The sequence below is a fragment of the Bacillus sp. S71 genome, from assembly GCF_016625265.1.
Classification (GTDB): domain Bacteria; phylum Bacillota; class Bacilli; order Bacillales; family Bacillaceae_G; genus Bacillus_A; species Bacillus_A cereus.
The window spans coordinates 304,595-322,877 of sequence record NZ_JACVUW010000004.1; the positions used below are offsets into that span (position 1 = coordinate 304,595).

Below are 18,283 nucleotides of genomic sequence, written 5' to 3' on the forward strand. Positions count from 1 at the left end.
AATAATAACCTAAATATAAAAGCCATAGATTAATCGATATGGGGTGAGTACGATGAAGAAAGTAATTGTTTTACTCATTGGTATAGTTTTAATTATTTTTGCTTTTTATCAATACAATAAAAAAGACTATGCAGCTAAAAGTACTAACTTGTATGTAGAAGACTTTAAAGGGGCAAATGATTCAATAAAAATACAATCTGCTATTAATAAAGCAGCGTCTAGTAAAATAAAAACCGTATTGCTTGATGATAAAAAGTATAAAATCACGTCACCAATCACTGTTAAAAAAGGTGTAAAATTATTATTTGGTTATGGATCACAATTTGTGGTTGAGGGAAACTTTAGAGTTCTAGAACTAGAGAAAAACGCATCCATTGAAGGAGCGTATATAGCTATTGACGATCCTAAATTCAACTCTGAAGTTATTTATTTAGACGGTAAAAATAAATATTATAACACTTGGAACAAAACACAAATAAAAGATATAAATATTATTAATTGGACGGAAACGAATAAAGGTACCGGAATTTCTTTATACTCTGCTGGAAAAGAAAATGAAATTTCGTTTGTTAACTTCGAAAACATTAAAATTGTAGGAATGGAAACCGGACTAAAATTAGTAGCAAAAAAACCGAGCACCGGACAAGCTTGGATAAATGCCAATCGTTTTATGAACTTTTCTTTAGAAGACTGTGTAAATATGATTTATATGGATAGTCAAGTAACTACGCCAAATGAAATTAGTGGGAATCAATTTACAAATCTTCAAATACAGCCTTCAAATAAAACAAAAAGCATTATACAGGTAAGTGGTCAGCATAATGAATTTCATGGGATGGTGTGGGATTTAAATAAAATAAAACATGAAAACGAACTCATTGAACTGACTGATAAGAGTATGAATACAGTGGTTGAAATGTCCAGTGTACCAGCAAATAGAGTTTTAGATAGTGGGAAATCCAATATTGTGAAATAAGTTTAAATACAGAAAAAAGAGCGAATTCTTTATAAGAGGATTCGCTCTTTTTATATTTTAAAATTAAATTTCCTTCCACCAAGTGGATGAAGGATAATTTGTAGATTTTAACGTAATAGATTCACCAATTTGAGGCGTTGTAATTTTAACTCCTAAACGGTTAGCTTCTTTCGTAACACGTTCTATCGGGTCACTCCATTCGTGTAATGCTAACGTAAAGGCACCCCAATGAATCGGAAGAAGTAATTCTCCTTTAACATCAATATGAGCTTGTACCGTTTCTTCAGGCAACATATGAATAGCAGACCACCTCGGATCATATTGCCCGCATTCCATTAATGTAAGATCGAATGGACCGTATTTCTCACCAATTTCCTTAAAGTGAGGGGCATAACCGCTATCACCACTAAAGAAAATTTTAGTCTCTTGACCAAGAATAAGCCATGAACACCATAATGAACGATCTCTATCTGTCATACCACGTCCCGAGAAATGCCTTGCAGGCGCACATACTAACTTAATATTATCAAACGTAATTTCGTCCCACCAATTATGTTCACTAATTTTACTAGGCGAAACACCCCATTTAATAAGATATTGTGCAACTCCAGTTGGAACATAAAAGTGCTTTGCGCGATCTTTTAACTGCATAATACTTTTGTAATTCAAATGATCATAGTGATTATGAGAAATGATAATCGCATCAATTTCTTGAAGGTCATCACGTTCTAAAGAAAAAGCACCACTATAGCGTTTACTATTAAACAAAGGGAATGGGGAAGAGGCATCTCCAAACATAGGGTCTAATAATAGTTTTTTACCTTCTATTTTCAAAAGAGAAGCAGAATGGCCAAACCATGTAACACTCTCTAACGATTCATTATCTTTATTTGATAAAACGATAGGCAAATCCTTTATAGGACGCAGCTTTGATTTTATTTTAAAGTAATCCGTCATTAAACCTATAATATCTTTCGATTTAAAACTCATATCAGTATGAATTTGATTTGTATATTTCTTATTCATTCGTTCTCCTTTTTACGATTAACAATTTACGTATGTTGTTTTTGTAGCTATTTGTAGTTTAAACTATATTATTTTACCTTTCATCTAAAATACCTTGTATTTCATAAATCCGTCAAATTCATTATTTGTATCTATAAAGTACAAATCGCACAGCAGCAGCTAAGACAAATATTAAGTACATGTAAATTGTTTTTATTTAGTAAATTCCTTCTTATACGCAACAAAGAACATATGTTCCGTTGTATGTTATAGAAGAAAATATGTCTCTAATAAAAGAAAGGAAGGAGAGGATGTAAGTGCACATAGAACGAAAAAAGAAATCAAAATGTAAACTATCAAAATCTGAAATCATGCATTTGTATACTGAAGGGAAGAGCACCTCAGAAATCGCTATGCTTGCTAATGTATCTGCAAGGTATATTCGTATGGTTCTAACAGACAACAACGTTCCAAGGCGAGCTATAGGGAGCTGGAAGAGAAAGTATGACATAAAAGAAGATTATTTTAAAACGTGGTCAAACAATATGGCTTATATTTTAGGGTTTATAGCAGCAGATGGTGTTATACAGAAAGAAAATCAATGTGTCAGTATATCTCAAAAAGAAAGTTATATTTTAGAAGATATAAAAAAAGAACTAAAAACAAACCAGCCACTTTATCAAAACAAAAAAACAGGCGTATATATGCTAAATATTAATAGCAAAACAATAAAAGACGACCTTATGAACATACACGGAATTATGCCATGTAAATCATTTAACATCGAATTTCCTTTTGTACCAGAAGAATATTTGCATCATTTTGTTCGTGGGTATTTTGATGGGGATGGTCATGTTAACTCTCACAAATACTTTGTTAGTTTTGTTGGCGGATCATATAATTTTATGAATTCTTTTAAAGATATCCTTGAGAATAATAAATTCCAATTAAGTTTTGTTGACAAAGAAAAACAATATCGTATTTACCTAAGTGGTAAAAATAATGTTAATAAATTTTCACGGTGGATTTATAAAGATAAAGGTTTACATTTAAAGCGTAAATACAATATTTTTCAAGAAAAAGAATAATTGTAATGATAATCGAATAATTCACAAACAAGTTCAATTATAAAATTAAAATTCACGATGAATTATTAATTGAAATCAAAGTAATTGCTAAAGCAAACAAATTATAAATATAGTTTAGTCAAATAAAAAGCAACTTGTTTAAATTTAATAATTAAACAAGTTGCTTTTTATTATGTTTTATTAATGATTATTTACACTAATCCTGCATCAACGAACTATTCACTAATAAATAAAGAAAAGGGAAGTATACTAAATGAAACTAACCTATAATAAGTTTATTACTTTTTTCTAGTAGACATAATATATATTATAGGCAGTTATAGAAACAAAGCAATATCAGGTATCAAAACCCAAGTAAACTATACTTAATGAGACGAAACAGAGATTTTTAGTGAGATTCACATGAAATCTTATCTAAACAAATTTCTTCAGTTTTTATCGTTTTTATTTGTTATAAATTCATCACAGCAAATCTTAATCAATAATCGCTTAAGATTTAACGAATTAAAAACATTTTTGATTGGCAAGAAATTTTTATACAGAAAAATTATTTCTATACAAAATATAAATTAGTAATTTTATTTTATGTTTTACTTAATGAATTTATTGCTATTTGCACATGTTTTACAACTTTACATTATTTGTTGTTATTTCTGTTATTTAGACTTGACTTTCATTACACTCATTGTTTTTTATTCTAGTTAACATAACGCTTATTTTTAACATAAAAAAATCCTCCTCACCTTCAGGAAGATTTTTTGTTTGCTATTATTTTATTTATATCTTCTAGTAACAATCCCAATTGTAAATGACATTGGAAAAATCTAGATTTAATAACTCTTCCTTACGTATAAAGAAATTAGCAACCCCAGAATCGCCCCACATAATATTTAATGAATCGTCTGTATCGATTTGCAGCAATAATATGTCATGTTGCTGGTATTTTTCTTCCCATTCTCTCGGATCTGTCTGTGTGAAAAATGGATATCCACCAATTTTATGTCCTTGATCTTTACATAAATCATCATACAGTTCGCCTAATTCTGTATTATTTTCTTCATCAACAATTTCTTCCCAATCAATATCCTCACTAAACATCTTTTCAAATCGATAATCCCTTGACGTTACGGGTTGATAACCTAATTCAAACTTTAATTTCGCTGCTTCAGGTATGATAAAGTCCTCTAATTCTAAGGTGTTTAAATAACTAAAATCAGTAATAACCTTATTTAAATCTTCTATAATTGTAGAATGATAAATAATTCGAAAGTCTTTTTGGACTGTTGGATGATCAAAATCTGCTCCAAAAAGATCTTCTTCAGCACTTATGAAAAACTGTAACATTCCATGTTGAGGCATATGTTCAATGTTTGGTATTTCTTCAAGGTTTAACTGCGCAAGTAGCATCATAGGTTGTCCGTTTGAGTCTTTAGGATGATCTTGATCTATAGGTAAATACGGATATCCACCAAACTTACTTTCAAAAAGCGTTGTCTCTGCTTGCGTTCCAGACACTTTAACATACGGTTTCACACTTTCTTCTAAAATACTACGATACTGTTCTAGTTCTTTCGGAATTTGAAGTTGATACGTATTCTTCACTACATTTGCCTCCCTTTAGTAATGAATTGAAAATGCCTAACTTAATTATATAGCAAGCGATAGCTTAATTGAAAATCGTTAAAAATCCATTTTCACCCTCATTTTTTGCGCGCTTGGTGGACAAAGTAGATTATGTTCTAATACCTTTTTATTAATAGTTCGAATTAAATCCGCTGCTTCTGCAGTATTTGTATTTTCTTTTAGTTTTTCTTTTAAATCATCAATTTCTTTTGAAAGCTCAATCCACCTAGGTAAAACATGATTATTTGCTAAAGTTCTATAAAGTTGCTTTTCAGGATTGTACGAAAGATCTTTATCAAGATTAAGAGGTTTCCCTTTACCAGGTAAATTATCAAAAGCTCCTTTCTGTTCTGCTTGTTTAACGATAGAACTAATATGATCCTCATACGTATAAGACCAAACTTTCTCATCTTTTACTAAAATCTCTTGTTTTTTTAGTTTTTTATCTAGTTCTTCTTGATTCATAGATTCTCTCTCCTTTTTATTTTCTAATGTCGTTTTTGTAAATTCTAATGCCCTTAATCCATCGAATAGCTTTTCTCGCCACCATACGCTATCATGTCCGCCTTGAAACTCTTCGTAAGTGGTTTGGTGTTTCTTTTCTTCTAAAGCTTTATATAGCCGTCTATTAGCCGTTAAAAGAGGTTCGTTTTCGAGTTCACCTACTGCTATGTAAGAATGTAGATGAGTCGCATTAGAATTTATTGATGAAATTTGATTTTCAATCCAAGGACTTGTATTTTCATAATTATCCTTTTTCCAATGTACGGATCCAGACATCGACAACACATTTCCGAAAATATGTGGATTTTGAAGTGCTGCATAAAAAGCTGCTAAGCCACCAAGACTGAAACCAGCAATTGTTGTATGATTCTTTTCTTGATAAACGTGATACTTAGCTTGAATCCACGGAAGTAATTCCTTCGTTAAAAATGCATTCATTTTATCGTTATAAGTTAGCTCTTCTAATCGATCGACAGGATCTATAGCAACAGCAATACACGATGGGATTTCTTTTTCGTAAATTAAATAATTAAGTGTTTTTGTGATTGAAAGGTCATTAATGAATGAATTCCCATCAAATACAATGAGAAGTTCTTGAAGATGTAAAGCGTGAGAATAATCATGAGGCGTATAAATATGAATTTTGCGTGTGTTATTTAAAATCGAACTATAAAAAGAATATGTTTCAATCTTTCCGGATGGATAATCATTTGAAGGAAAACGACTGCTATATTGCACCTCCATTCCTATGTTTAACACAGACGCTTTATTGGTACCTTCTCCAAATGTATTTCGATTAAATTGGTCTATTTCGTACTGTTCACTACGCTTTATCCAATCATTTTCGAAAACATCGTTTACTGAAAAATAGTACGTTGAAATAAAACTCTTATCCGTCCTAAACGTTACATACCAAATTTCTGTCTGTAACAATCGTTGTAATTGATTTACAGACAAATCCCAACCAGGAAAACTACCGAATACATAAACGTTTTCAGTGTTTTGATCCCCTAACCATATATACGTTATAAGCTTATACTGATTATCTGCAGGGCATTGTTCTATTAGTGGCGTGTGATTTGACTTTATTTCATGCAAAAAAGTATAAAGAGCTTTTTCGTTTCCATTCTTTAATTGATTTTTAAGCTTCTCTAACTTAGGACTGATTATTGTAGTCACCTCTCTTCCTCCTTTGTAGTATTCTATATGTAGTTTTTTTCATTAGAATCCCTATATAAAAGTAGTCGTAAGTTATTTGTTTAGCGAAGTTATTTATTAGAAAAATAATCAATTGCCTGAATAGAAAGTTCTAATGATTTTATTCTTTTTTCTAAAAGCGTTCTTTGAGGACTCCCAAGCTTTGACTTAACGTAAATCTTTTCAATTGATGGAAGCAAACCAATTAGAACATTACGAGCTTCTGCTAAATCTTCCTGAGTATAATGATGAGTTTCTTGCTTCCAAACACTTTCTAACATAGCTAAGCCGATACTAGCTGCTTTGAGTCTTTTTTTCACTAAAGTAGTATTTGATCCTTTTTGAGTCATCTGTGATAAGGCATTTTCAAGTTTACTAATTGTTGACTGTAAAGATTTTATTGATTCTACTTTATCTATATTTGATACGTTTTTCATGTTAATGTTATCCCTTCTACGTTGCTAACTTGTTTTGTTTAATGTTCAATGAAATCCTTAAAAGCTTGATTTCACTCGAAATATTTTAACATAAATAACTAACTGTATTCGAGTTGGACAATAACTTAAAGCAAAACAGCTATTCTTCTCTCCTCCTCTGTAGCATTCTATTATATGTACTTCTTTCTTCTCATTAGAATTCCTATATAAACTAGTTGTTAATATTGAATGTTTTATGAACAAAAAAACGTACAAGTAATGTAACCTGTACGTTTTCGCTTTTATTCAGTAAGGTAATAAAGTAATAGCTTCCTGGTCTTCTCATAATTCATGAAATCTCTATACAAAATAGGATACTTCACAATTTCTGTTTCTATAAAACGATATTGCGGAAACCACTCAAAAAACGATTTTTTTAACCACTTGATTTGCTGAAACGTAATGTTCTGTTCGTTTCCGTTTAGTACAGAACTTAAAATTGCTGCTGTATGCATCCAATAATGATTAAAATCAGCGTTTATACAGTCATCTTCGGTAAACTCACTTTTTAAGTTTAGCTGCATTTTTGCTGTAGCACGATAAGGAAACGATTTGTGCAGTGGACTATGCATTCTCTGCAATTCATTAAAAATCACCTTTTTACCTAATAGCAACTTTCCACCCCTTTATTTCTCTATCCAATTTAATAAGTTTTCATAATGATATTGAGCATCGATATACCCAAGATTATATAGATTAACGAGCTTTTCCTTATTTCTTTCTATTCCGCTTATAGGAAGCTGTACACTTGGTTGAATTACATAAAAATTATCTTTTTGTTCTTCTCGATTCATATAAGATATCGTCTCATTATAAAAACGATAATGGTTTACTAAATTCCCTGCGATTTTCGGATATTTTCTATATAAAATTTTAGCCAGGCCTGAAAATTTATTTCGCTGCTTCTCATATCCTTCTGGCTTTGTCATAATGACAACGTTCTTTTCATAACCATCCTTTTGAGCTTTCAAAACTGGTATAGGGTCTATAATCCCTCCATCTAATAATTTTCGATTATTATATTCTACAGCAGGTGCTATAAACGGTACAGAGCTTGAGGCGCGAATGATTTTTAAAATATCATTTCCGTGTTCTGCTTTATTATAATAAATGGCTTGTCCTGATTCGCAATCAGTCGTCCCTATGACAAACTGTTCATTACATTTTAAGAAAGTTTGAAAATCAAATGGTACAATTTTATTAGGTACTTCATCAAATAAAAAATCCATTCCGAATAATTCACGTTTTCGAATTAAGTTTCGATAAGATATATACCTGTAATCTGATACTAGCTCTGTATTTACTTTCTTATTTCTACCTTTTTGACGTGACAAATAGGTTGCTCCCATACAGGCTCCAGCTGATACGCCGACTACATACGGAAAGAATAAGTTCTTTTCCATGAAATATTCGAGTGCACCTGCAGTATATAAACCTTTCATTCCTCCGCCCTCTAATACTAAACCAATATTCTTCATGCTATATCCCTCTGCTTCTTTTTTCTTAATTTCATATTAGCATAAGATTTTAAGATGAGGTTATATAAACTAATTACAACAATAACCAGAAACTACTAAAGTAATGTCATAATATCTTTGTGAGTAACATGTTACAATATAAGTAATTCATTCCACATATATTAAAGGAGGAATTTAATATGGGTTTATTTAGCGGTATTTTAGGAAATGCATCAAATACGAGTTCTGAAAGTGTAGAACGTGATTTAGAGAAGATTATGCTAGACGATGAAAAAGTAGAGCATGCATATAAATTAATTCGTGATCTAATCGTATTTACAAATCGTCGTCTTATTTTAGTAGATAAACAAGGAGTAACTGGCAAAAAAACAGAATACCATTCTATCCCTTATAAAAGTATTACACAATATAGCATCGAAACGGCTGGGCATTTTGATTTAGATGCAGAACTTAAAATTTGGGTGTCTAGTATGGAGGATCCAATTACGAAAGAATTTAAAGGTGACGATAGTATTTTAAGCATTCAAAAAGCGTTAGTAACCTTTACGACTAAGTAGTGGTTTTTGTATTTTTATTCATTTTTAAAATTACTAACCCGAGTATTTTGGAAGAACATACATTATTTTTGTATATTTAATCTAAAATAACATAAAAAGGTAAAGCGTATTTTATATGCTTTACCTTTCTTTTTTGTAATAAATAAGTGTAGTTTCATCATTTAATTTCTTTATAACTTCTGTTCTTTTATAACCCATCTTTTCGTATAAAAAGCAATTTTTCTCTTCTTCTAAAATAGTAGCAAGTTCCCAGCTCGTTGCTTCAGGAAACATTTCCTCAATTAATGTAAGTACCTTTTGGGCAATTCCTTTTCCTTGATAACTCGGGTGAATAAACATTGGACTGATCCAAAATTTAGAGGGTGTTTCTTTTGGTGAAATGCATATCGCTCCAACAAGATTCATTGCCACTATTATTTTATAGAAGCCACCGTCTACATGATTTATTCTACAAATAGTTTTTTCGATAGTTTCATTTGCTGGATTTGTTTCATAGTCTTTATATTTATGTAATAAAGGGCTATATGAGTCTATTTGCATTTGAAATATAACTTCTGCATCACTTTCTGTCGCCTTCTCTAATGTAATCTCCATGTTACCAATTAAGTCGCTTTCTTAACGAGGTAATATGAGCGGTATGATGACGACCATGCCATGCGTATAGTCCTATTGCAACAGCAAGTTTTGTTTCACCAGTTTCAGGATGGTTAAATGTCTTTTCTAAATCTTCAATTTCTAGAGAATATAAAAGGTTAACCCATCTTTTATGTAATGAATCTAGCATTACTAGTGAAACATCTACCGGTAATTTTGAATCGGGTAACTCTGCCCACTTCTCTTCTTTATACGGCTTAATAGTGGGATTCTTTTCTGTCAGTGCTAATTTAAAGCGTATGTAGCTATTCATATGACTATCAACGACGTGATGAACTACTTGACGTACAGTCCAACCTCCAACGCGATATGGTGTATCTAACTGCTTCTGATCTAAATCTTTAATTGCCTTTGTTAGTTCATTTGGTAAATCTTCAATTTCTTGAATCCATGTATCAATCATTTCTTCAGTTATAGGACGTTTGTATGTAAATTGGCCAATTGGATAACGTAAATCATTCATGAATAAGTCCTCCTTATTATAAGCGTGAAGTATTTCTCCAAATATAGTGTACAAACTTCACATGTTCTCCATTTAATTCTACAGAAGTTGTATCTGATTCGTTTTGATAAGAAGAAAATCCGCTTTTTTCTAGTACAATTTGTGATGCGAGATTATTAGTAGTTGTTTTAGCATGAACTTCAGTAATTTCATTATTTTTCGCTACATCTAAAATTAATTTTACGGCTGCTGTAGCAACTCCTTTTTTAGTAAATTTTTCTCCGACCCGATACCCTAGCGAACTAATTTGAGTTTCCGTATCTATATCTACTAAATTAATTCGCCCTACAATTTCTTTTTCTTCATTACGAATTAAATAAAAATAAGAATCTCCATCTGCTTGTTCTATTAATAAATCGTCTAGTAGTTTTTGGAAATATTCAAATTCAAAATATTTTGAGCCACGATTTGGCACCATTGTTTCAAAAAAAGATTTATTCGTAAGTTCAAACGTAAATAAATCCTTAGCATCTTGTTTCTTTAGTTGCTCTATGTATATTTCCATCCCGTATTCTCCTTCTAGATTTACTAACTGTTATACATTCTTTTTTAATCAATTATATTCCTGCTATTACTTTCGATTAAGTAATACAGATAGTAGCACTTTCGGATGAAAAAGATGAAATGGACTACGAATTAAATTCATCACTCGTACTAACCGAATATAAACATCAGAATTACTTGCGGATAGTCGATATATTTGTTTCGTATACCATAGCTGAAATTTTTGTTTTGTAGTTAATTCTCTCTTTAGTTGCGGATGACGTGATATTTCCGTTGTTGTCATATCCCATGGGGTTTCTATTATATTAGCTGCCTTTTTATAAAATTGTTGTGTAAATGTTTTATCAAGTTGTTTTCTACCTTGCAGAAGTAATTGCAACTGGTGAGCCTCCATAGCAGCAACTGATACGCCTTGGCCGAAAACGGGATCAAAACGACATTGCGCATCTCCAACAACTAATAAGCCTTCTGGTACATTATTCACTAAATCAAATCGCCGTCGTACTTGATAGGGAATTTTGTATGTCTTTATATCAGTAATTCCCTCAGCCTTGTTTAGGAAGTCTGTAACATTAGAAATTGATAGGTTTTCAGCAAAATCATAAAACTCATCATCTGTTTGTGGTGCTTTCTCGTTTGCGTATCCACTGAAAGTAACAAAATAACGATTATCTTCTATCGTTTGAATAAGAACGCCATAAGGGTTATCAGGGAAACTCGGAGACATTAGCACATTGCAACAGTCTAATTTCTCATTTTCTTTAAGTTTGAACATTTTCGTTGCGTAAAATAAATCAATACGAACTTTCTCTTCTTGTACTTCAATTTCGTATTCTCGTAACCACTCTATACTTTTTGAGCCAAATCCACTCGCATCAACTACAAGGTCTGCATGAACTTCTTCTTGTATGTCTGTCTCTAAATATTTAACTTTTACTCCACACACTTTGTTAAGCTTTTCATCTACCAATAACCCTTTAACCAATGTTTCATATTTAATAGTAATATTTGAAATCTGATGTATTCGTTTTTGAATATGCCATTCTAGTAAAGGACGACTTTGTTGAATCATATGTACTTCCCCTATGAACGGTTGTTTCCATAGACCGAATTGATGCCATTTCAAATCACGTGTAAAGTTGTTTATAATACTACCCGCTTCTATTAATTCATTCGTAATAGTAGGAAACAATTCTTCAATTGCTTTTTCTCCACCTTTTAATAACACGTGAGGATGATTACTTTGTGGAACTCTTTTTCTTGAAGCTTTTCCATCCCATTTTTCACCGACTTCTAAAATGATTACTTCTTTAAAAAAAGTTGATAATGCTTTTGCTGCAAACTTTCCTGCCATACTTCCACCAATAACGATAGCCTTATTAAACATATTTTCCCCCTTAATAAAAAGAGATCCTGCCTTGTATGAATGAAACAGGATCTTAAACTAATTAACTTCTTTATCATTATACTTAAAATACATCAGTAAATTGCAACGTTAAAATTAAAATACCTAATCCCCATACGTAATACGCGAATACTTTTAAGGAGTGATGTTTTAAATATTGAATCATCCATGAAACGGCTATGTATCCAAAAAACGCTGCTGATAACGTTCCGACAATTAAAGATGTACTAGAAATAGATTCTGCTTTCCCTTGAAAAACGTCTGCAAATTGCAAAATGATAGCTCCAACAATAGCTGGTGTCGACAGTAAAAAAGAAAAGTAAGCAGCAGTTTCACGGTCTAATTTTCTCCATAATGCAGCAACAATTGTCATTCCAGAACGGGAAATGGCTGGAAAAATAGCAGCAGCTTGAAATGAACCGATAATTAATGCGTCTTTATATGTTATGTCATCCATTTTTTTACGACCATTCTTTTGTTTATCTGCCATGTAGAGAAAGAATCCGGTCACTAAAAACTCCCAACCGATCGTGATTCCTGTTTTTGAAATATCTTCAAAGAAGTCTTTAAACAATAAACCAATAACAACTGCAGGTATCGTCCCAACAATAAGTAATAACATGAGCTTTGAAAATGGGTTTTTAATTAAATATATAAATTCTTTTTTGTAATAAATAAACACTGCAAGTAAAGTCCCAATATGCAACATCGTATCTAAAAATAAGCCTGCTTCATCTAATTGAAATAAATGCCTTCCTAAATAAAGATGTCCGGTACTACTGATTGGTAAAAATTCTGTTAAACCTTGAATTATACCTAATATGAAAGCTTCTAACCAATTCATGATGGTCTCCTTTCTCTTTTGCTTGTACCAATATATGAGGGTTAAATTTTCGATATGAAAAAAACTATATTTCTCTATGAATTTACTTTTAGTTTATGGATATATATGTAAAGAGAATTAAGGAGGGTTATTATGTGGAAGCACACAAAATTCGGTAATGTATTACTTTGGATGGGCCCTATCCTTGTATTTTTAGGACTATGTATGACAAATGTTATTTCAGATATTCCTTTCTTTGAGGGAAACCATAAAACGCTTGGTATTGTACTTATATTTATAGGGATATTCTGTTTTATTGTGGCTAATCATTTGAAAAAAGGAGAAAGATATGAAGAATAAATCTAAATAAAAAACAATCCTGGCATATTAGCTAGGATTGTTTTTTATTAATGTTGATTATTTGTAGAATACTTTATCAACGTTATATTTCGCTTTGTATTCATTAATGATATATGTTTCGTAAATTTCTCTTTCTGTTGGATCTTCTACGATACATGCATCAATGCGGTATACTTCATCACGGTGATTTTTAATTGGTGAAACATTATCTTCAAAATGCTTCTTAATACGTTGTCTAATTTTACGAGCTTTACCTACGAAAAGTAGTTCGTCATTAATATTGTAAAACATAAAAATGCCGCCTTTATCTCTAGGGAACAAGTGGAAATCGATAAATCCATTAATTGGAGTAATGATTGGCTCGTCTCCTTTAATAACTTGTTTACGTTCAGTAATTGTAACATCAACTTCAGGGATACTAATTTTAATCAAGTTCATTCACGTCCTCTTTTATTATAAAGATAAATAATAGCATACATATGTAAGAAAAGCTACGTTCATAGGTATATTTCATTTTATAATTCAAATATTATAGGTGTATCATGTAAACTCTTCTTCCAAATCATATGATCACTTGATTCTCCCCAATAATCTTTCAGTACATAACTAGGCTCTCCAAACTTCTTTGTCCATATACTTTGCGCTTTTCTGTATCCACTATCTAAACAGAATTCTGTTATTCCTCTGCTAAGTAACGTAAGAAACATTGTATGTAGCAGTAAACTCCCGATACCCTTTCTTTGATACTCTGGAAGTATAAATACAGTTCCTATTTCATACAAATCCTTAAGTACACCACCTGTACAACTATTAATCAATGTACTTGCTGGACCAACTTCAATTGTTCCAATGATTTTATTGTTATTTGTATCAATTGCTAATAAAAAGTAACGTTTTTCTCCATTACTATCAAAATCTGTTTTCAAATATTGCTTTTTCATGTTAATTTCATTTTCTATGTCATCCAATAGTTGTGATAATCCTTCATTTTTGTATGTATTCGTAATAACGATACGGAAAAATAAATATAGTTCATCTACATCATTCAAATTCGGTCTTCTAACTGCAACGTTAGTCATGAATACATTCTCCAATCTTCATTATGCCATTGTCAATACAACACTTTACATAATCTATTCATCATTATTCTGCAAAAACCTGCATAAATCCAGCAATATAGAAAGCTCAGTATAAATATTAATAAAATAATTTTCATGTCTATAGTTGTATGAACAGTAGGACCAAGTACCGGAAAACGGAAAACATCGAGAACGATCATAATACCTATAAGTAGACACGTTGCTGAAAAAGAAACTATCCAAATTCTCCTCTTAAATTTTAAAAAGGCTAGTCCTAAGGCTAGACCTAATAAGCCTGTAGTAAAAGGAAAGATAATTAGTTCACTTGGCTCAATAATAAATAATAGAAAAATAGTAAGAATATAAGAAAGTATTCCCTCACGAATAGAATAGAAAATAGCAAAAAAAATCGGTAATGTCGAAAATGGACTAATGAGCAAACCTATACCAGGAACTAAGTTACCCGCTGCTTGAAACATGGTGGCTAATGCACTCATCAAAGCTGTAAGTACTAACTTATTCGCAAGGGACAATTTTCTTTTATGAACAAAGCTTATATCATGCTCTATCATCAGTTGATACCAATAACGTACAAACCGATTCATTAAAATCCCCCCTAAAGACACCTCATTCATTACTTTCTATATTATTCGTACACATACGGTTTATGAGTTACTTTCTGCAAGTTAATAGATGCTCATACATTGAAGATTTTTAGGGGGATAAGTTAAGTCGTGCGTTTTGGGAACAGAATGAATTCCTTATATTATATTTTTAGACTGATAATTTGTATCGTATTAAGGGATAATTTCAAAAATGGTACCTTTATTAAAATCAGTTACTTTCATAGAACCGTAAACTCCTAAATATAATTTAGTTTGATTCAAATTTGTTCCTAAACTCATATAATAAGCTGCTTGCGTACCAAAATCATAATTGGTTTCAATAGCATGAAAGTCAGTATGTTTACCGTCTGTACCTGCTCTAGTATAGGCTAAAACACCTTTAACTGGCGGTCGAGAATCTTCTTTCTTAGCAAGGTCAGTAAACACTACGCTACCTGTTAAATTTGGAATTGCATTTCCCATATATGGCTGAACTCCTGTAAGGGAAGTTCCTCCAAATTTATCTGTTCTAGAATCTTTATGAAAATAACTAAGTAGAGGTAGAATGCGCTTCACTGAAGTTTGTATTGTTTCATCATAATAAGTCATTGTTCTTTCATCCAAAGTCTGATTTTCGGAACAATGCCGTATAAAAGAAGTAGGTAAATCCCCTTCCCATCCTCTCCAACCAAAATTGATAAACCCATCTTGAGTGGGAGTGAGCCTCATAAAATGCATTTGAACAAGTTCTGTAACCGGTATAGGTTTATATTGAACAAATGAAAAAATAGACTCTACAATATCTTGTCCGACATTTCCGGCGTATTTGATATATTGATTATAAAACCTTTGAAATGAAATGCCGGTTATATTACGTACTCCTTTTGCAATTACTGTAAGTGTTTCTTGTATAGAGAAAGGGAGTTCATTAAAGCGTGTAACTACAGGAGGGTTATTTATAAATGTATTTTTACTTACATCGATTTCAATTATTTTACCTGCTATTTCTAAATCATCTTGGCTTAAATTAAATGGATCATAACCTGATCCGCCATCTCCATTTGTAAAAATAAGTTTTCCAGTCTCAGGTGAAAAGTTTAAACTATTGACTCCGTTATGATTAAAAAATGGTCTTCTTACATTCAGTAATGTTCGTCGCTTTTGAGCTTGACCATTAGGTTGTAAAGTCCATTCTTCCACAGTATCAATGTGATCATATTGCGTATTTCTATTAACCCACTTTAAATTTAACGTTTTAGGGTCACAAGGATTAGGTTTAAATTGTTCAGAAAGTGCACCTGGCCCTTGAGTTCCGGCTACTGAATAATGTAGATAAAATAACCTATTTTGATAAAATTGTGGATGGAACGCAAGTCCTAGCAATCCGCGTTCATCATAACCGCTACTAGAAACACCTTCTTCAAATGTACCTAATTTAATAATTAGGTGACGAATATCTAAAAATGTCTTTATAACTCCGTCCCCTATGTAAAAAATCTCTCCTAATTGGGTTGCGATAAATAGTCTTTCGGTCGATCCGCCTGGAAGTATTGTTGTTTTCAATACGGTTGGTAAATTTATATTATGAACAATGGGTCGTAAACTAACTTTAACTTTTGTCAATTAACTGTACACCCCTTTTTCTTCTTTTTATAGAAGAATATGATTAGAGTAGTTCTGTTAGTATCAAACAAGTCGTATTCCTTTTTATTACAATTTTGTATATAATATAATTATAAATAATCTGGGGGACGAACTATGATAATCGTACTACAAATCATCTTACCACTAATTTTCGCAGTCTATTTATTTACCCTCTATCATAACGGGACGTATGGATCAGCTTCATTCATTTTAGCAGTCATGATAGGAATTTTCGGTTTAGAGAATATTTTTCAATATGCTAGTCTAACAGATCATGCTATTTATCCATATTGGGGAAGTTTGAAGGCTGTTGTTATCGTTTTATCAGTCGTATTTCTATTTAAAAAAGGTGGTTTAACAGGAAAATATTGATTTGTAATGCGTTACATATTTTCTTGTTAAATTGCTTTTATTTTATAAAAGAAGAAATATTTATGTGAAAACAAGAAGGGATGTGTTACATATGTCTATAAATATTATTTCAATAATCTCTATCATAATATGGATTGTGTTAATTACAGAACTTATAAAACCTTCAAAAGAACAGAATGGACGAAAAATAGTAACTTTAGTAACTGCTGGTTCCGTATCAACACTTATTTTAACGGTTTCATTTATTCAAAATATCCCGTTTTGGAATTGATAGTGATATAACTAACAAAAATATGTATAAATAAAAAGATTAGGATTCACTCCTAATCTTTTTATATTTTGAGGTAGCACCATATGCCCAGCAAGCTAAGGTCTTGGAGTAGCCCCTAAACAAAATTTGAAATTTTTCTAAAGTTATTTATGTGAATTTAACTCGTTTTCAGGAACATATGTGGTCCTTTTACAATTTGAATTTCTTTTTAAGCTTCTTATATTTTCTATACGAACGTCTAACAATGTTTAACATAAAATACGGTACTTTAATAGGGAAAGGCAATTTATATATGAAAGGAAAATAAAAGGTGAAATATGCCTTTTCTAGGTCTCTCCACTTACTATCTTCTTTTGTTTTTAAGAAATCAGATACATCGACTACATATCCCCTTCCTTTTTCCATCATCACATTTTTCCCGTGAACATCACAAGGAGTTAACCCTTGTTCCCTCGCATACTCTAAAGCCTCATTAATATCAAGTATTACTTGCTTAGGAATTTTAATCCCCTTATGAATAGCATCGTATAAGGTAATTTCTTTTAAACGTTTCAATACTATGAAATTTTCTCCTTTATATATAAGCTTTGAATAAGAAGGATGATCTCCAATTCTTCGGTATACTTCTGACTCTTTTTCAATTCCTTCTCCTTCTCGCACGTAAACTTTCACTACCCAATCTTTGTATTCTTTGTGCATGAATACTGCGGCATAATTACCTGTTCCTAAACACTTCCAAAGTCTAGGAATATCTTTAACTACTACAGGCTCGAATTCATCCTCACTTCTGATACTTACCTCTTTTAATAATTCGTCATTTATCAATCCCACAAAACTATTTATACTCATCATTCCCACTCCGGTTTTGCTAAAAGGGGGCCCACCCACATTTTAACGAAAATATACACTAAGCGAATTTTAGCATAAAACGAGTCATCTTTCTTCCTAAAATAAAAAGCTAAATCATTTTATTTAAACTGTTGAATACTTAATATTTATTCCGTTATTCATAGCCAAAAACCGTACGATATAAAAATATTTCTAACTATTTTCATTTTTTCAGAGGCAAGTGTATAGGGCTTTTCTTAGTGCAAGTTCTGTTCGTTCATTACCCATGCCAAATCTATAAAACATTGTTTAGAAGTGTAGCAAAGGCTTGT

22 protein-coding genes are annotated in these 18,283 nt (G+C 31.5%); 6 read left to right on the plus strand and 16 right to left on the minus strand.

Going from position 1 to position 18,283, the window contains the following annotated elements:
- Window positions 1-52: 52 nt before the first annotated feature.
- Window positions 53-976 carry a hypothetical protein gene (locus tag IBT51_RS11760; RefSeq protein WP_053564299.1) on the plus strand — a complete coding sequence of 308 codons (924 nt, stop codon included), beginning with the start codon at window positions 53-55 and terminating at the stop codon, window positions 974-976.
- A gap of 63 nt (window positions 977-1,039) precedes the next feature.
- Here the strand turns inward: IBT51_RS11760 and IBT51_RS11765 are convergent, their stop codons facing one another.
- Entirely contained in the window at window positions 1,040-2,002 is a 963-nt protein-coding gene (locus tag IBT51_RS11765; RefSeq protein ID WP_200458287.1) for an MBL fold metallo-hydrolase, read from the minus strand.
- 296 nt (window positions 2,003-2,298) lie between these two features.
- Between IBT51_RS11765 and IBT51_RS11770 the strand changes: the two genes are divergently transcribed.
- Window positions 2,299-3,069 carry an LAGLIDADG family homing endonuclease gene (locus tag IBT51_RS11770; RefSeq protein WP_069355688.1) on the plus strand — a complete coding sequence of 257 codons (771 nt, stop codon included), beginning with the start codon at window positions 2,299-2,301 and terminating at the stop codon, window positions 3,067-3,069.
- A 786-nt stretch (window positions 3,070-3,855) separates the two neighbouring features.
- Here the strand turns inward: IBT51_RS11770 and IBT51_RS11775 are convergent.
- The 5 genes from IBT51_RS11775 to IBT51_RS11795 form a co-directional block, all read right to left on the minus strand.
- Window positions 3,856-4,671, minus strand: coding sequence for a YwqG family protein (locus IBT51_RS11775; RefSeq protein WP_197234918.1), 816 nt, complete (start codon window positions 4,669-4,671; stop codon window positions 3,856-3,858).
- 78 nt (window positions 4,672-4,749) lie between these two features.
- Window positions 4,750-6,375, minus strand: a complete 1,626-nt coding sequence (locus tag IBT51_RS11780; RefSeq protein WP_146632318.1) for a DnaJ family domain-containing protein — start codon at window positions 6,373-6,375, stop codon at window positions 4,750-4,752.
- 89 nt (window positions 6,376-6,464) lie between these two features.
- Complete coding sequence (locus IBT51_RS11785) at window positions 6,465-6,830, minus strand: hypothetical protein (RefSeq protein WP_200458286.1); 366 nt, start codon at window positions 6,828-6,830, stop codon at window positions 6,465-6,467.
- Window positions 6,831-7,111: 281 nt separating this feature from the next.
- A complete protein-coding gene (locus IBT51_RS11790) occupies window positions 7,112-7,483 on the minus strand; it encodes a YxiJ-like family protein (protein WP_053564294.1) in 372 nt (123 codons plus the stop codon).
- A 12-nt stretch (window positions 7,484-7,495) separates the two neighbouring features.
- Window positions 7,496-8,347: a patatin-like phospholipase family protein gene (locus tag IBT51_RS11795; protein ID WP_200458285.1), complete on the minus strand. Its 852-nt coding sequence runs from the start codon at window positions 8,345-8,347 to the stop codon at window positions 7,496-7,498.
- Between the two features lie 179 nt (window positions 8,348-8,526).
- Between IBT51_RS11795 and IBT51_RS11800 the strand changes: the two genes are divergently transcribed.
- Window positions 8,527-8,904: a PH domain-containing protein gene (locus tag IBT51_RS11800; RefSeq protein WP_000522472.1), complete on the plus strand. Its 378-nt coding sequence runs from the start codon at window positions 8,527-8,529 to the stop codon at window positions 8,902-8,904.
- Between the two features lie 120 nt (window positions 8,905-9,024).
- Here IBT51_RS11800 and IBT51_RS11805 read toward each other — a convergent pair whose 3' ends face one another.
- The 5 genes from IBT51_RS11805 to IBT51_RS11825 all read right to left on the minus strand — a co-directional run bounded on the left by IBT51_RS11805 (window position 9,025) and on the right by IBT51_RS11825 (window position 12,813).
- Entirely contained in the window at window positions 9,025-9,498 is a 474-nt protein-coding gene (locus tag IBT51_RS11805) for a GNAT family N-acetyltransferase (RefSeq protein WP_053564292.1), read from the minus strand.
- A gap of 1 nt (window position 9,499) precedes the next feature.
- Window positions 9,500-10,021: a YfiT family bacillithiol transferase gene (locus IBT51_RS11810; protein ID WP_000999070.1), complete on the minus strand. Its 522-nt coding sequence runs from the start codon at window positions 10,019-10,021 to the stop codon at window positions 9,500-9,502.
- Between the two features lie 16 nt (window positions 10,022-10,037).
- A complete protein-coding gene (locus IBT51_RS11815; protein WP_000409236.1) occupies window positions 10,038-10,565 on the minus strand; it encodes a GNAT family N-acetyltransferase in 528 nt (175 codons plus the stop codon).
- A 66-nt stretch (window positions 10,566-10,631) separates the two neighbouring features.
- Window positions 10,632-11,951, minus strand: coding sequence for an FAD-dependent monooxygenase (locus IBT51_RS11820; protein WP_000482039.1), 1,320 nt, complete (start codon window positions 11,949-11,951; stop codon window positions 10,632-10,634).
- An 82-nt stretch (window positions 11,952-12,033) separates the two neighbouring features.
- Window positions 12,034-12,813: an undecaprenyl-diphosphate phosphatase gene (locus IBT51_RS11825; RefSeq protein ID WP_069355684.1), complete on the minus strand. Its 780-nt coding sequence runs from the start codon at window positions 12,811-12,813 to the stop codon at window positions 12,034-12,036.
- Window positions 12,814-12,945: 132 nt separating this feature from the next.
- Between IBT51_RS11825 and IBT51_RS11830 the strand changes: the two genes are divergently transcribed.
- Window positions 12,946-13,152: a hypothetical protein gene (locus tag IBT51_RS11830; protein ID WP_025709423.1), complete on the plus strand. Its 207-nt coding sequence runs from the start codon at window positions 12,946-12,948 to the stop codon at window positions 13,150-13,152.
- Window positions 13,153-13,209: 57 nt separating this feature from the next.
- Here the strand turns inward: IBT51_RS11830 and IBT51_RS11835 are convergent, their stop codons facing one another.
- The 4 genes from IBT51_RS11835 to IBT51_RS11850 all read right to left on the minus strand — a co-directional run bounded on the left by IBT51_RS11835 (window position 13,210) and on the right by IBT51_RS11850 (window position 16,459).
- On the minus strand, window positions 13,210-13,590 hold the full coding sequence (locus IBT51_RS11835) for a nucleotide excision repair endonuclease (RefSeq protein WP_001048947.1): 381 nt from the start codon (window positions 13,588-13,590) through the stop codon (window positions 13,210-13,212).
- Between the two features lie 77 nt (window positions 13,591-13,667).
- The gene (locus IBT51_RS11840) at window positions 13,668-14,231 is read right to left on the minus strand and encodes a GNAT family N-acetyltransferase (protein WP_000185959.1); all 564 of its coding nucleotides are present in this window, start codon (window positions 14,229-14,231) and stop codon (window positions 13,668-13,670) included.
- Between the two features lie 32 nt (window positions 14,232-14,263).
- Window positions 14,264-14,836, minus strand: coding sequence for a hypothetical protein (locus IBT51_RS11845; protein WP_078401725.1), 573 nt, complete (start codon window positions 14,834-14,836; stop codon window positions 14,264-14,266).
- A 192-nt stretch (window positions 14,837-15,028) separates the two neighbouring features.
- Window positions 15,029-16,459 carry a PQQ-dependent sugar dehydrogenase gene (locus tag IBT51_RS11850; RefSeq protein ID WP_078401724.1) on the minus strand — a complete coding sequence of 477 codons (1,431 nt, stop codon included), beginning with the start codon at window positions 16,457-16,459 and terminating at the stop codon, window positions 15,029-15,031.
- Window positions 16,460-16,594: 135 nt separating this feature from the next.
- Here IBT51_RS11850 and IBT51_RS11855 point away from each other — a divergent pair, with 135 nt between their 5' ends.
- A complete protein-coding gene (locus IBT51_RS11855; protein ID WP_000587696.1) occupies window positions 16,595-16,852 on the plus strand; it encodes a hypothetical protein in 258 nt (85 codons plus the stop codon).
- 91 nt (window positions 16,853-16,943) lie between these two features.
- A complete protein-coding gene (locus IBT51_RS11860) occupies window positions 16,944-17,123 on the plus strand; it encodes a hypothetical protein (RefSeq protein WP_000026312.1) in 180 nt (59 codons plus the stop codon).
- A gap of 189 nt (window positions 17,124-17,312) precedes the next feature.
- Here the strand turns inward: IBT51_RS11860 and IBT51_RS11865 are convergent, their stop codons facing one another.
- On the minus strand, window positions 17,313-17,981 hold the full coding sequence (locus IBT51_RS11865) for a protein kinase family protein (RefSeq protein WP_157452929.1): 669 nt from the start codon (window positions 17,979-17,981) through the stop codon (window positions 17,313-17,315).
- Window positions 17,982-18,283 lie beyond the last annotated feature (302 nt).